This is a genomic window from Methylobacterium komagatae, assembly GCF_042661665.1.
GTDB lineage: Bacteria > Pseudomonadota > Alphaproteobacteria > Rhizobiales > Beijerinckiaceae > Methylobacterium > Methylobacterium komagatae.
On record NZ_JBHSWN010000001.1, the window covers coordinates 257,402 to 271,915 of the forward strand.

General features: G+C 68.5%; 12 protein-coding genes. 2 read left to right on the forward strand and 10 right to left on the reverse strand.

Annotated features, from left to right (window positions below):
- Window positions 1-12 precede the first annotated feature (12 nt).
- From ACFQE0_RS01270 to ACFQE0_RS01280, 3 genes are all read right to left on the reverse strand, one after another.
- On the reverse strand, window positions 13-1,515 hold the full coding sequence (locus ACFQE0_RS01270; RefSeq protein ID WP_378966342.1) for an NAD(P)/FAD-dependent oxidoreductase: 1,503 nt from the start codon (window positions 1,513-1,515) through the stop codon (window positions 13-15).
- 88 nt (window positions 1,516-1,603) lie between these two features.
- Entirely contained in the window at window positions 1,604-2,635 is a 1,032-nt protein-coding gene (locus tag ACFQE0_RS01275) for an NAD-dependent epimerase/dehydratase family protein (protein ID WP_378966345.1), read from the reverse strand.
- Window positions 2,636-2,659: 24 nt separating this feature from the next.
- The gene (locus ACFQE0_RS01280; protein ID WP_378966347.1) at window positions 2,660-3,856 is read right to left on the reverse strand and encodes a glycosyltransferase family 87 protein; all 1,197 of its coding nucleotides are present in this window, start codon (window positions 3,854-3,856) and stop codon (window positions 2,660-2,662) included.
- Between the two features lie 103 nt (window positions 3,857-3,959).
- On the opposite strand from ACFQE0_RS01280, the gene ACFQE0_RS01285 reads away from it, so the two are divergent.
- A complete protein-coding gene (locus tag ACFQE0_RS01285) occupies window positions 3,960-5,717 on the forward strand; it encodes a hypothetical protein (RefSeq protein WP_378966350.1) in 1,758 nt (585 codons plus the stop codon).
- Between the two features lie 3 nt (window positions 5,718-5,720).
- On the opposite strand, the gene ACFQE0_RS01290 is transcribed toward ACFQE0_RS01285, so the two are convergent.
- The 7 genes from ACFQE0_RS01290 to ACFQE0_RS01320 all read right to left on the reverse strand — a co-directional run bounded on the left by ACFQE0_RS01290 (window position 5,721) and on the right by ACFQE0_RS01320 (window position 13,495).
- A complete protein-coding gene (locus tag ACFQE0_RS01290) occupies window positions 5,721-6,950 on the reverse strand; it encodes a molybdopterin molybdotransferase MoeA (RefSeq protein WP_378966352.1) in 1,230 nt (409 codons plus the stop codon).
- A gap of 10 nt (window positions 6,951-6,960) precedes the next feature.
- The gene (gene moaC / locus ACFQE0_RS01295; RefSeq protein ID WP_378966354.1) at window positions 6,961-7,449 is read right to left on the reverse strand and encodes a cyclic pyranopterin monophosphate synthase MoaC; all 489 of its coding nucleotides are present in this window, start codon (window positions 7,447-7,449) and stop codon (window positions 6,961-6,963) included.
- Window positions 7,446-8,318, reverse strand: a complete 873-nt coding sequence (gene trpC, locus ACFQE0_RS01300; protein WP_378966357.1) for an indole-3-glycerol phosphate synthase TrpC — start codon at window positions 8,316-8,318, stop codon at window positions 7,446-7,448. Before trpC ends, moaC begins: the two co-directional genes overlap by 4 nt.
- A complete protein-coding gene (gene trpD / locus ACFQE0_RS01305; RefSeq protein ID WP_378966359.1) occupies window positions 8,315-9,352 on the reverse strand; it encodes an anthranilate phosphoribosyltransferase in 1,038 nt (345 codons plus the stop codon). Before trpD ends, trpC begins: the two co-directional genes overlap by 4 nt.
- 32 nt (window positions 9,353-9,384) lie before the next feature.
- Window positions 9,385-9,999 (reverse strand): anthranilate synthase component II, encoded by a 615-nt coding sequence (locus tag ACFQE0_RS01310; RefSeq protein WP_378966361.1) that lies wholly within the window; start codon window positions 9,997-9,999, stop codon window positions 9,385-9,387.
- 74 nt (window positions 10,000-10,073) lie between these two features.
- Window positions 10,074-11,594, reverse strand: a complete 1,521-nt coding sequence (gene trpE, locus ACFQE0_RS01315) for an anthranilate synthase component I (RefSeq protein ID WP_378966363.1) — start codon at window positions 11,592-11,594, stop codon at window positions 10,074-10,076.
- Window positions 11,594-13,495 (reverse strand): peptidylprolyl isomerase, encoded by a 1,902-nt coding sequence (locus tag ACFQE0_RS01320; protein ID WP_378966366.1) that lies wholly within the window; start codon window positions 13,493-13,495, stop codon window positions 11,594-11,596. Before ACFQE0_RS01320 ends, trpE begins: the two co-directional genes overlap by 1 nt.
- A 219-nt stretch (window positions 13,496-13,714) precedes the next feature.
- Here ACFQE0_RS01320 and tpiA point away from each other — a divergent pair, with 219 nt between their 5' ends.
- Window positions 13,715-14,476 (forward strand): triose-phosphate isomerase, encoded by a 762-nt coding sequence (tpiA, locus tag ACFQE0_RS01325; protein WP_378966368.1) that lies wholly within the window; start codon window positions 13,715-13,717, stop codon window positions 14,474-14,476.
- Window positions 14,477-14,514 lie beyond the last annotated feature (38 nt).

Genomic DNA, 14,514 nt, shown 5'->3' on the forward strand with positions numbered 1-14,514 from the left:
AGAGGGGCCAAATTACGCCACCTTGCGCGGCACCAGCCTCTCGCTGGTCAGGGCCTCCTGCACGCCCGACAGCCCGGACTCGGTGTATTCGGCATCCTCGTTGACCCGCCAGACATCGTGGAGGCGCCGGCCCGCGCGGATGTTCTCCACGGTCAGCATCGCCGTCATCATGGCGTGGTCCTGATTGTTGTACTTATGCATGCCGTTGCGGCCGACGAGGTGCAGGGTCGGAAAGTCCCGCTGCAACTCGAGGCGGACGGTGTTGATGTGAGCCGAATACTCCTCGTCGTAGACCGGGTAAGCCTTCGGCTGGCGCACGACGCAGGCATCGACCACGTCGGCCGGGTCGATGAGGCCGATCCGCCCGATCTCGGCCTTGGCGAGCGCCACGAGATCCGCATCGGACGACGACCACAGCCCGTCGCCCTCGAAGCAGAAATATTCGAGCCCGAGACAGGTATGCGACTCGTCGGGGATCATCTCCGGCGACCACGAGCGGAAGTTCTGCACCCGGCCGACCTTCACCGACGGATCGTGGATGTAGATCCAGTTGTCGGGAAAATTCTTGTCGGACTTAGCGATGAGCGCAACCGTGAGGAAGTCGCGATAGGCGAGTGCGCGGGCGTTGAACGTACTCAGCGGGCGCGGCCGGATGGCGTTCACGAGGTCGCGCACCGGCGCCGAGGAGACGACGTGGCGGGCGGTGTAGGTCTCGCGGGTGCCATCGCTCATGCGCGCGGAAGCGGTCCAGAGGCCGGTACCCTGATCGTAGCTGAGGGAATCGACCGTACGGTCGAGCAGCACCCTTCCGCCCTGCGCCTTCGTCTTCGCGGCGGCGGCTTCCCACATCATGCCCGGGCCACGGCGCGGATAGCGGAACGATTCGATCAGCGTCTTGATGACCGGGCCGCCCGCCTTCTGGCGCTTGCGCAGGCCGAGCGAGCGCTTCACCCCGTCGCGGATCGCCGCGCCGAGATCGAGCCCCTTGATGCGCTGCGCCGCCCAATCGGCCGAGATCGCATCGCACGACATGCCCCACACCTTCTCAGTGTAGGTCTTGAAGAAGATCGAGAACAGGCGCTCGCCGAACTGGTTACGCACCCATTCGTGGAAGTTCTTCGGCTCGCGCACCGGCTTGGCGCGGGCGTAGAGGTAGGACGCGACGCAGGCGATGCTCGTGCCGAGACCGAGATTCTTCAGCGCCTCGAAGGCCTTGAGCGGATAGGCGTAGTACTTGCCGTTGTAGTAGATGCGCGAGAGGCGAGGCCGCTCAATGAAGTCGTTCGGCAGGATCTCGTCCCACAGGTCCACCACCGCCTTGGACTTCGAGAAGAAGCGGTGGCCGCCGATGTCGAACAGGTAGCCGTTATGCGAGACGGTGCGCGAGATGCCGCCGACCTGCTTGGGATCGCTTTCCAGAACCGTGACCGAATGGCCGTGCTTGGACAGCAGATACGAGGCCGTGAGACCCGCCGGCCCGGCGCCGATCACCAGCGTCTCGGTGTGATGGCTCATCAGTCGCTCCGGCCCGGATCGATTCACGCGTAGGTTGCGCCGATTCATGTCCTGGCAGGGTTAAGACTTTCCTCCCGTCGAGCGACTTTCAGCTCACCCATTTCAGCACGCGGATGACGCCCATATTGGCCGCCTGCCGGTGGGCCGAGACGTCCCGGCGTGCGGCGATCTCCGCGCGGTTGGCGACGTAGTAGCGATAGGCGGCGAGGAGCATGTCGCCGTTGGTCAGTGTCGGCTGCCAGCCGAGCCCCGCCTTTATGCGGCTCGTATCGAAGACGAAGCTCTCCGCGATCATGCGGTAATGGTAGGGGCCGAGCGGCGAGACCCGCAGGGCGTGTGCCGCGCGCATGGCGAGGAGCGTCGGCTTTAGGGGCAGATGCGCCGTGCGCGCGCCCGTGCCCGCATGGGCGATGACGTGCTGGAACGTCTCGCGCATGGAGCCGACATCGTCCGCGCCGATGCCGAACACGCCGGATGCGGTCTGCCGCCACGCCAGCAGCATCGCGGCGATCAGGTCCTTGGCGTAGATGAACTGGTAGCGGTTGCTGCCCTCGCCCACGAGCCACACCCGCCGCCCCTCGCGGATAAAATCGAACAGGATCGCGAGCAGCCCGAGCCGCCCCTCATCGATGATGGTGGGGGAGCGGATGATGGTGGTGGCGAAATCGCCCGCATGGGCGGCCAGGATGCGCTCGCCCTCCAGCTTGCTCTGTCCGTAGATCTCGCAGGGCGCGGGCTCGTCATCCTCGCGCACCGGCCTGTCGAAGCCGCGTGCCCAGAGGCAGTTGCTGGATATGTAGACGAGGCTGCGGATGCCAGACGCTGCCGTCGCCTGGGCGAGAACACGCGTACCCTCGACGTTGCTCGCCCAGAGCTCGCGGGGCTTGATCGTGCCATGCGCCAGCAAGGCCGCGCAGTGGAATACCGCCTCGTGCCCTGGCACGTGCCGGTCGAGCAACGCCCGGTCGCGGATATCGCCGACGACCGGGGTGAAGTTCGGCGCCGCGAAGGTTGCGGGCAGCAGGTCCACGCTGGTGACGGAGTGGCCGTCATCAAGCAGGCGGCGGACGAGGAGCGATCCGAGAAAGCCCGATCCGCCGGTGACGAGTACGCGTGCCATGTCTGCTCGCCGGTTGAGGTGGGGTCAGGCTGCCGCGTCGAGGGCGGCGCGCTGCGGAACGAGGGTGCCCTGCGGGCGCAGGAGGCGGTGGGCCTGCGCGAACAGCGCGCCGGGCACCAACACGCCGAGGATCGGCAGATCGAACACGATGAGGATGCGGGCCATCGGCACCAGGATCCACGCGGCCACGGTGCTCGGCGCGGCGCCGGGGGCGTGGCCGAGCACCAGCAAAGCGAGCGCGGGCGCGGCAATGGCGAGGTCGTAATGCGAGACGTAGGGCTGCATCACCAGCGCCCCGAGGATGACCACCACGAGCACGCCCGGATCCCGCGCGCCCCGGCGCAGGGCCGCGACGCCGAAGGCGAGGCAGGCCGCGCTCACGACACACTGGATCGCCCAGGCGGCGCTCGCGGGCAGGCCGGAATAGCGCGCCGCGAAATAGGCCGTCACCGAGGTCTCGATCATCTTGGCATCGAAGCCGGTGATGTAGGCGCTCTGCATCGGCATCGTGACGGTGATGAACCGCTGCCAGACCTCAATGCCGAAGAGACCGGCGGAGGCCACGACGAGCGCCAGCGTCGCGACCGCCCCCGCTACGAGACAGCGCCACTGCCCGGTGAGGAGCAGCATGAGCCCGATGGCGCAGGCGAATTGTGGCTTGGTGGAGAGGAAGGCGAGGCAGAGCCCGGCGAGCACCGGCCGTCGCCCGGCCTCGATCAGCGCGACGGTCGTCGCCAGCGCGAGCAGGCCGCCGAAATGGCCGTACATCATCATCGCCACGGCGGGCGGCGAGACGCAGGCCACGAGAATCGGCCAGCGCGCGGGGCTCTCTTGCAGGAGCATCCGCGTGGTGACGGCGAGACCGGTGAGGTTCACCGCCGTCCAGAGGAGAACGCCCGGCAGGAACGGCAGGGCCGCGAAGGGCGCGAACAGCAGGAGCGCGTGCGGCGGATAGACGAAGACGAGCAGCGGATCGCGCGTCATCCCGAAGGCCGTCTTGATGGCCGCGCTATAGGCGGGCAGATCGACCAGCACCGCCCCCTGCCCCGAAAGCACGAGGCGCGGCGCCATCCAGAAGTTCACGAAATCCCGGCCGAGCGGCGCACCGATCATCCAGCCATGGAAGTTCCAAGGCACCATGGCTAACCACGACAAGGCGGAGATCATCGCGCCGCCCGCGAGGATCGCCATCTCCCGTCGCTGCAAGTGGGGTATCGGCATCGTCCGCTCCGCGCGGTCGCAACCGTAGGAAGCAACGGCTGACGATTGGTTAACCCAAGAATGCTTCCTGAACCGCACCACCGGCCGGGGAGACGAGACGACGATGCCGGACCGAGCCCCGCAGGCTGCCTTGCCCGCGACGCGGTTCAAAACGACGACGCTGCTCTGGCTGCTGGCCGCCTTTGGCCTCGCGACGATGAACGCGCCGATCGATATCGCCGCGACGCTGTTCCACCTGCGCGTGCCCGATCCCGACGACGCCATGCGCCTCGTGGAGGCCCGCGATCTGGCGAACGGCCAGGGCTGGTTCGATCTGGTGCAGCACCGGTTCGGGCCGCCGCCCGGCATTCCGAGCCATTGGTCGCGCCTGGTGGATGCGCCGCTGGCCGGGCTGATCCTGCTCTTCACGCCGCTTGCCGGCCGTACCCTTGCTGAGGGTATCGCCGCTGCGCTCTGGCCGATTCTGCTGTTCGGCCTCTACGCGCTGGTGCTGATGCGCGGGGCGAAAGCCGTATACGGCCCGAGGGCAGCGTTGCTCGCGCTCATCGTCGCGACGCAGACCGTCGGAATTGGCGTGCAATTCGCCTCCGGGCGCGTCGATCATCACGGGCTCCAGCTCACCATCATTCTCGGGCTGGCGCTTGCCATCATCCGTGGTGCCGGATGGCTCGCGGGAGGGCTCGCCGCCGCCTCGCTGGCGGTCGGGCTCGAAGGCTTGCCCTATGTGGCCGCCGCCGCCTTGTTCCTGTGCGCGGATTGGGTCTGGCGCGGGAGGCCCGCCTCACAGGCGCTCACCGGGTTCGGCGTTGGGCTCGGCCTCGCCGCGCCGATCCTGTTCGGCGCGCAGACCGACCCTGCCCGCTGGGGCATGACTGCCTGCGATGCGATCTCCCCGCCCTGGCTCTTCCTGGCCGGGGGTGGGCTGATCCTCACCCTCGGCTGCGCCGCCCTCGACGGGCGCCTGACGAGGCCTACGACGCGGCTCGCCGTGTTGGCCGTGCTCGGTGCGGGCATCGTCGCTGGCTTCGCCGCATTGTTCCCGATCTGCCTCGCCGGGCCGTTCACCGGCATGACGACCCTGGTCCGCAATCATTGGCTCCTCAGGGTCAACGAGATGACCAGCCTGCCGACCTTCGTCGCCAGGGGACAGTGGGAGGCTCTGGCCTTCTATCCCGTGCTGATCCTCGCGACGCTGGTCGCCACGCGCCTCGCGCCGCAGGGCCGGGCCTGGGCCGTCGCCGCGACGCTACTGTGGCCGGGTCTGCTTATGGGGATCTCGGAATTTCGCGGCCTCTACGTCGCAAGCGGGCTCGTACCCTTCGTGGCAGGCGGCTTCATCGATCGCGTTCTGACGACCGGCACGCGCGAACGACGGCTGTCGTCGGTGGCGGTCGCCGCCGGGCTCGTGAGCACGATCTGGATTCCTATCGCGAGCCTCGGCGAAACGCTGTCGCCGTGGCCTCGCACCGCCCCCGACCTGCAGGGTGCGATGACCTGCCTGAGCGACGAGGCCCTGAGCGGCCTCGCCGCCCTGCCTCCCGGCCGCGTGCTGGCCCCGCCCTTCATGGGTCCGGCGATCCTGCTCCACACGCCACAATCGATCGTCGCCGCGCCCTATCACCGGGCCGTGCCGCAGATCGCCGCCTCGATCCAGGGCCTCGGCGGCACGGAAGCCGATCTGCGAAGGGCCATGGCGGAACAGGGGGCGACGCTGCTCGTCGCCTGCCCGGCGCGTCTGTCCACGGATCTTCAGCCCCAGCCCGCCTTCGTCTCCCGCCTCGTTCAGGGAACGGCAAACGCCGACTGGCTGACCCCGGAATCCGCACAGGGCGTGATCAGGATCTGGCGCGCCGCGCCCTGACCCTCAGACCAATCGCCGGTCGAGCCGGATGATCCGGCACGGATCGCCAGCCTGAGCGGGCGGTGCGTGCGGCTCGCGGATCAGCAACGCTTCCGAGCGACCGAGCACCGCGAGCATGGACGAATCCTGCCGGTTCTCCGGCGTGGCTACCGGCAGGCAGCCCGGCGCGATGGCGAGGCTCGCACGCATGTAATCCGCGCGCCCATCGTTGGCGGGAAGGTCGCAACCCAGGGTGGCGGGCTCGCTGTGATCGGCCCCGGCCTGAGGATCGCCGAGCAGGGCGCGGATGGCTGGCACCACGAAAAGCAGCCCGCAGACGATGGACGAGACCGGATTGCCCGGGAGGCCAATCACCAGCATGTCCCCGAGCCGCCCGTGCATGAGCGGCTTGCCCGGCCGCAAGGCGACCTTCCAGAAGCCGAGTTCGAGCCCCTCGCGGGCAAGCGCCGCCTGGACGAGATCATGATCACCCACCGAGGCGCCGCCGAGGGTGATCAACAGGTCAGCCTTCGCCTCCCGCGCCCGGCGAAAGGCCGCTTCGAGGGCAGCATGGTCATCGGCGGCGATGCCGAGGTCGATAGTCTCGGCGCCCGCCTCCGCTGCCAGGGCAGCCAGGGCGAGGCTGTTCGAGGCGACGATCTGGTCCCAGGCGGGAGTCGCCCCGGGCTCGACCAATTCATCGCCCGTGGCGAGGATCGCGACCCTTGGGCGTCGCCGCACCGGCACCTGCGGATGGCCCGCCGCCGCCGCGAGGGCGAGGCGCCGCGCATCCAGGGCCATGCCTTCGGCGAGCAGCGTTTCGCCCGCCGCAAAATCCAAGCCCTCACGACGAATAAACCGGCCCGGCTGCACGGCCTCGCGGACGCGGACCGTTTCGCCCTCGGCGTCGGCATCTTCCTGAATGAGAATCGCATCGGCCCCCTCGGGAACCGGGGCTCCGGTAAAGATCCGCACGGCCTCTCCGGGCTCGAGCGTACCCGCGAAACCGTGACCGGCCGCGCTGGTGCCGGTGAGGCGCAGGCTCGCCCCAACCGTGCCCGCATCGGCGGCGCGGACGGCATAGCCATCCATGGCCGAGGCCGGAAACGGCGGCTGCGTGCGGGTGGACGCGACGGGCGCGGCGAGCACCCGCCCGGCGGCGCGAGCCAGCGGCACGCTTTCCGGCTCCACCGGCGCGCGCACGCTCGCAAGGATGCGCGACAGAGCCTCGGCGACAGGGATGAGGCCGCTCATCGCTCCAGCCTCACGGCGCCGGATCCGCCCGGTAGGCGCCCGAGCGCCCGCCATCCTTGGCCAGCAGGCGGATGCCCTCGATGCGCATCCCGCGATCCACCGCCTTCACCATGTCGTAGACCGTAAGGCAGGCCAGCGAGACCGCGGTGAGCGCCTCCATCTCGACGCCGGTCGGTCCCTGCACCCGCACCTCGGCGATGATGCGCAGGCCCGGCAAGGCGGCATCTTCCTCGCACTCCACCCGCACCTTCGAGAGCAGCAGAGGGTGGCAAAGAGGAATGAGTTCGTGGGTGCGCTTGGCGGCCATGATGCCCGCGAGCCGCGCCGTGCCGATCACATCACCCTTCTTGGCGTCGCCCTCGCGGATCAGCGCCAGGGTCTCCGGCAGCATCACCACGCAGCCCTCGGCGCGAGCGGTGCGGGTGGTGGCGGGCTTGTCCGTGACATCGACCATGTTGGCCGCGCCCGCCGCATCGAGATGGGTGAGGCCCCCGCTCATGCCTTGATCTTGCCCTTCGCGCCGTCCCCGAAAAGCAGCGAGCGGGTCGCCAGCGTCACGTCGCTGTGGCGCATCAGGCTCTCGCCCACCAGCACCGTATCGAGACCGTGCTCGGCCAGACGCACAACGTCGGCATGGCCGCCGATGCCGCTCTCGGCCACGGCGATCCGGTCATCCGGGATGCCGGGCTTCAAGCGAAGGGCGTTGTCGAACGAGACCTCGAAGGTCTTCAGGTTGCGGTTGTTGACGCCGACCAAGGCCGTGCCGAGCGGGAGGGCGCGGGCGAGTTCGGCCTCGTCATGCACTTCGGTCAGCACGTCCATATTCGGCTCATGGGCGGTCTCGACGAGGGCCATGGCCTCGTCATCATCAAGGCAGGCCATGATCACGAGAATGCAATCCGCGCCCCAGGCTCTCGCCTCGTAGACCTGATACGGCTCGAACATGAAGTCCTTGCGCAGAACCGGCAGCGAGCAGGCCGCGCGGGCGGCGACGAGGTAATCGGGCTTGCCCTGGAAGGACGGCTCGTCGGTGAGCACAGACAGGCAGGTCGCCCCGCCCTTCTCGTAGGCCGCCGCCAAAGTCGCCGGGTCGAAATCGGCCCGGATCAGCCCCTTGGACGGCGAGGCCTTTTTCACCTCGGCGATTAGCGCGGGGCGGCCTTCCTTGCGGTGCTTGCGAATGGCTTCTGCGAAGCCGCGCGGCGGATCGGCCTGAGCGACCTTCTTTTCGAGCTTCGCCAGCGGCATGCGAAGCTTCGCCTCGGCGATCTCGCGGCGCTTGTACGCCTCGATCCGGGCGAGGACGTTCGGCCGTTCCGGGTTCTCCGGGGCGGCTTCGGGAGCGGCCTCCTGCGTGAGCGAGGTCATCGGCTCTCCTGCCCGTTCGAGCATGACTGCGACACGCGCACCAGACGCGCGAGGGTGGCACGGCCCGCGCCGGAATCGATGGCATCCTGCGCCCGGCCGACGCCTTCCGCCAGGGACCCCGCTCCCCCCGCGACGACGAGTGCCGCACCTGCATTGACAACCGCGATATCGCGGTAGGCGTTTCGCTCGCCCGCGAGAACCGCTTCGAGGGCGCGGGCATTGTGAGCCGGGTCGCCCCCGCGCAACTCCTCCGGCGCGCGAAGGGCGATGCCGAGGTCGCGCGGATCGATGGTGAAACGCTCGATCCTGCCGTCTTCGAGAGCGACGACGCCGGTCGGGCCCGTGACGGTGATCTCATCGAGCCCGTCCGAACCGTGCACCGTCCAGACCCTCTTGCTGCCGAGTTCGGCGAGCACCCGCGTGAGCGGCTCGGCACGGGTGCCGTCCGCCACGCCGAAGAGCTGGCGCGTCACCCCCGCCGGATTGCACAGGGGGCCGAGCAGATTGAAGATCGTCCGCACCGGCAGTTCGGCGCGCACGGCCGCGACGTGACGCATGGCGCCGTGATGGGTCTGGGCGAACAGGAAGCAAAGCCCGGCCTCCGCAAGGCATTGTTCCTGCGCTGCCGGATCGAGTCCCAACGTCACGCCGAGCGCGGCGAGCACATCGGCGGCGCCGGAGCGCGAGGTCGCCGCGCGGTTGCCATGCTTGGCCACCGGCACGCCACAGGCCGCGACGAGGATCGCAGCAAGCGTCGAAACGTTCACGCTGCCCGAATGGTCGCCGCCCGTGCCGACTACATCCACCGCGCCCTCGGGCGCCGTGACGCGGACCATGCGCGCCCGCATCGCCTCGGCAGCGCCTACGATTTCCTCGATCGCCTCGCCGCGCATCTTGAGGGCCGTGAGGAAGGAGGCCGCTTGGACGGGCGTCACTTCACCCGACAGGAGCAGGTCGAAGGCCGCGCGCGCCTCGGCGCGCTCGAGGGGCTGCCCCCCGGCGACCTTGGTGAGGAGCGGTCTGAAGCTATCCATCGGAATCGTCGCGGGAAGCGGGGATCGCGGCGTCAATGCACGTCGGCGGAGGGCCTGTCACGTCCTGCGTTCCAGGCCCGCGCCAGTTCGAGGAAGTTCTGCACGAGCTCGCGCCCGTGCTGCGAACGGATGCTCTCAGGGTGGAACTGCACCCCGTGGACCGGAAGCTCGGCATGTTCCAGCCCCATGATGAGCCCATCCGCCTCGGCGGTGACGGAAAGCGAGGCCGGGCAGGTCGCGCGGTCGACAACCAGCGAATGGTAGCGCGTGGCCTCGAAGCTCTCATTGATGCCCCGGAACAGACCTTTCGCCCCGTGGCGAATGGTCGAGACCTTGCCGTGCAGGGGAAGAGGCGCGCGCACCACATCGCCCCCGAAGGCCTGTCCGATGGTCTGAAGCCCGAGGCAGACGCCGAAGATCGGGATCTCCCCCGCCAGTTCGCGCACCACGTCGAGGCAGATCCCTGCCTCGTTCGGGCTGCACGGTCCCGGCGACAACACCAGCGCGTCCGGCGCCTTCTCGCGGATGTCGGCCACCGATAGCGCATCGTTGCGCGCCACCTCGATCGAGTCGCAGAGCGGCCCGATCAGATGGACGAGGTTGAAGGTGAAGCTGTCGTAATTGTCGATGACGAGAACTTTGGACATGGCGCGAACCCGAGCAGTTCCGAAGGGATGTGACGGCTCGGGGCGGGGCGGTCAACCGGCGCCCCGCCGGGGCACTACTGCCCCCGTCGCGCCTGCGCCGCGAAGCGCACGGCCTCCTCCGCTGCGCGGAACAGCGCCTTAGCCTTGTTCACGCATTCCTGCTGTTCCGAGGCCGGATCGGAATCGTAGACGATGCCCGCGCCCGCCTGGACGTGCATCCGCCCGTCCTTCACCACGGCGGTGCGCAACACGATGCAGGTATCCATTTCACCGCCCGCGCCGAAATAGCCGATGCAGCCGGCATAGGGGCCGCGCTTCTGCTTCTCCAACTCGTCGATGATCTCCATCGCGCGCACCTTGGGAGCGCCCGAGACCGTCCCGGCTGGGAAGCCTGCCGAGAGGGCTTCCAGCGGATCGTACTTCGTGTCGAGGTCGCCCTCGACGTTCGAAACGATGTGCATCACCTGGCTGTAGCGCTCGATGAAGAACTGATCGGTGACGCGCACGCTGCCGATGCGGGACACGCGGCCCGCATCGTTGCGGCCGAGATCGAGGAGCATCAGATGCTCGGCCCGCTCCTTCGGATCAGCGAGCAATTCCTCCGCGAGCGCCCTGTCCTCGGCGGGGGTCGCGCCCCGGCGGCGCGTGCCCGCGATGGGGCGGATCGTCACGATGCCATCGCGCACCCGCACGAGGATCTCCGGCGAGGAGCAGACGATCTGGAAGGCGTCGAAATCGAGGTAGCAGAGGAACGGCGCCGGGTTGGTCCGCCGCAAAGAGCGGTAAAGCGCGAAGGCGGGCAGCGTGAAGGGCGCCTCGAACCGCTGCGACAGCACCACCTGGAATACGTCACCCGCGACGATGTACTCCTTCGCCCGCGCCACCATGGCGGCGAATTCCTCCGGCGTCGTGTTCGAGACCGGTTCGGGCGCGGCCACCGTCGCGAGATCGATCCGCGCCTCGATCGGAAGCGGGCTCTCCAAAGCGGCGGCGACCCCGTCGATCCGCGACAGGGCGGATTCATAGGCCGCTTTCGCCGTCACGCCCTCGGCGGGACGCACGGGCGTGACGACCGTGATGACATCGCGGATCGAATCGAACACCACCATGAGGCGCGGACGCACGAGGATCGCGTCCGGCACGCCAAGCGGATCCGGGTTCGGCGTCGGCAGGCGTTCCATGGAGCGCACCATGTCGTAGCCGAGATAGCCGAACAGGCCCGCTGCCATGGGCGGCAGATCACGCTCCTCGTCGTGTCCGATGGCGCTCTCGGCGATGAGGGCGCGCAGGCTCACCAGGGGGTGGCGATCATCCGGTTCGAATTGGCTCAGGTCGGGCTGGCGCGCGAGCGCAGGCGCGCCGTCGCGGCAGCGCCAGATCAGGTCGGGATCGAGCCCAATCATCGAGTACCGCCCGCGAACCGCCCCACCCTCGACCGACTCGAGCAGGAAGGCCGGGCCGGGATGCCGGGCGCGCAGCTTGAGGAAGGCCGCGACCGGCGTTTCGAGATCCGCCACCAGGGCGATCTCGAGCAGGGTCGACCGCCCAGCGTCGTAGGCAGCGCGGAAGGCGTCGAAGTCGGGCAGGTCGGACATCAGTACTCGCCGCCGAAGACCTTGCGGAGCGCCGCCTGGTCGACCTTCACACCTGCGTTCTTCTGAACGTCCGCGATGTATTGCGACAGCACGTCGTCCGCGATGGCCGACTGGAAGTTCTGCGTCACGGTCCGGTCGCTCGGGCTGTCGGGCACGAAGGCGGGCACGCTCGCCGACGTCACCTTGAACACGGCCCGGGTGTCGCCCGAGGCAGCGCTGCCCGATTTCTCGACCGGCGTCGCGAAGATCAGGTTCACCACGTCGGAGGTGAGCATGTCCTTCGGCTGGTTGCGGGCGAGATCGGATGTCTCCTGCGGGTTCACGCCGACTTCCTTGGCGACGTCCTCGATGGACGCGCCCTTGTCGAGCTTCTCCACCAGTTCGCGACCCTTCGTCTGAAGCCGCTTGGCGGTCTCTGCCGTCATCCAGCCCGTCTTCACGGCATCCTTCACCTCGTCGAAGGGCTTGTCGTGCGCGGCGTCGATCTTGGTCACGTCGTACCAGATGAAGCCGCCGGACTTGGTGCGCAGGGGCTCGTTGTCGCCGCCGATCTCGGCGCGGAAGATCGCTGGGAGCGTCGTGTCGGCATCCGGGATGCCGGCGACGCGGTTGCCGTCCGGCGCCTTGCCCTGGCCGTCCACCGCCTGGACCGCGACGAGGGCGAGCTTGCGCTCGGCCGCGATGTCCGCGAGCGACTTGGCGCTGGCGCGCTGGTCCTCGATGGCGTCGCGCATGTCGTCGATCTTGTCCTTGGCCCGTTGCAGGGCCAACGTCTTGCGGATCTCGCCCGAAACCTCATCGAAGGACTTCACCGTCCCCGGCTCGATCTTGGTGACGCGCAGGAGCACCTGCCCGAACTGACCCTTCACCGGCTGGCTCACGCCGCCCTCGGGAAGCGCGAAGGCGGCCTCGCCCACGGCCTTGTCGAACAGCTCGTCTCGCGAGAGCGTGCCCAGCGTCAGTTCCTGGCCGCTCGTGCCGCGGGCCTCGGCAACCTGGTCGAAGGTCTTCGTGCCTTCCTCGATCTCCTTGCGGGCGGACTCGGCCGAAGCCGCATCGGGGAAGACGATCTGCTGGATCGTGCGCTTCTCCGGCAGGCCGTAACGGTTCTTGTTGAGGTCGTAAGCCTTCCGGGCATCCTCGTCCGAGACCGGCTCGGACTGCGCGACCGCCTCGGGATCGACCACGAGGATATTCACGGTGCGGTATTCGGGGGCGCGGAACCGGTCCTTGTTGCCCTCGTACCAGGTCTTGAGCTCGTCATCGCTCGGCGCCGGAATCTGGCCCGCGTCGGAAGGCTGGAGGAACAGGTAGGAGACCGCGCGCCGCTCGGTCGTGTAGCGATGTACCGCCTCGCGCAGGGCGGTCGGCACCGTGATTCCGCCGGACACCGCCTCGGCCAGCTGGATGCGGGCGATGACGGAGCGCTGCTCGCGCACGAAGCCCTGCTCATTCAACCCGGCGCGCTGCAAGGTCTGATAGAAAAGCTGCGGCTCGAACTGGCCCTGCGCGTTCTGGAACGACTTCTCTTCGCGGATCGCCCGGAGAACGGTGCTGTCCGGCACGGCGAGCCCGAGATCGCGCGTCTTCTGATCGAGCGCCGCCTCGGTGATGAGCTGCGACATGACCTGCCGGTCGAGGCCGAGCGAGCGCGCCTGCTCGGGCGACAGGGCGCGCTTCAGCTGCACCTGATAGCGTTCGAGCTGGTTCTGATAGGATTGGCGGACCTTCTCAGCCGAGATCTTGGTATCGCCCACGGTGGCGACCGCGCTGGACCCGCCGCCGCGGACGAGATCCTCCACGCCGTAGATGCCGATGCCGAACATCAGCAGCGAGAAAATGATCGCCAGCACGATCTTGCCGAGCCAATGCTCGGAGGCGGCGCGGATGCCCTGCAACATGGTGAGTTCTGGTTACGCCGGTTTGGGAAAGCCCTGTCGCGGCCCGCGATAGACCATTCGCGCCGAGAGGCAAAGGCGAGAGACCAAGGCTCGCCCCGTCCGGTGGCAGCGGACACCCGGTGAAACAACCGCAGGGAAATGCCCTCCGGGGCGTTTGCGCGCCCAAGCTTGCTCTGGTAGGGCCGCCGGTCACGGACGAGTGAGAATTGGGGGCTTAGGATGACGCAGGCCGGGCGGCGGCCCCTGGTTGCCGGCAACTGGAAGATGAACGGCACGCGGTCTTCGATCGCGGTGGTGGAGACGATTCGCGACGGCCTGTCGCCCGATCTCTCCGCCCGCATCGACGTGCTGATCTGCCCGCCCTCGACCCTCATCGGGTCCTGCGTCGCGGCGACCTACGGCTCCTCGGTCGCTATCGGCGGCCAGAACCTCCACGCCCGCGAGAGCGGTGCCTTCACCGGTTCGATCTCGGCCGAGATGCTGGCCGATCTGGGGGCGAAGTACGTCATCGTCGGTCATTCCGAGCGGCGCGCTTACCACCACGAGACCGATGACGGCGTTCACGCCAAGGCGCTCGGCGCCCGCCGGGCCGGGCTCTGCGGCATCATCTGCGTCGGCGAGACCATCGAAGAGCGCGAGCAAGGCCGTGCCCTCGACATCGTGCGCGCTCAGCTGGCGATCGGCCTGCCCAAGGGTGCGACGGCGGCCGACACGGTGATCGCCTACGAGCCCGTCTGGGCCATCGGGACGGGTCGCACGCCGACGCCGAAAGACATCGCGGAGGTCCACGCCTCCCTACGCGACATGCTCGACAAGCTCGCGGGCGACGAGGCTGCAAAAATCCGCATCCTCTATGGCGGCTCGGTGAAGCCGGGCAACGCCCGCGAAATCCTGTCGCTGGACAATGTCGACGGCGCCCTTGTCGGCGGCGCGAGCTTGGTGGCCGAGGACTTCCTCGGCATCTGCAACGCCTACGCGTGAGACGGAACCGGGGCTCCGTGCCCCGGCTTCGCATGGTT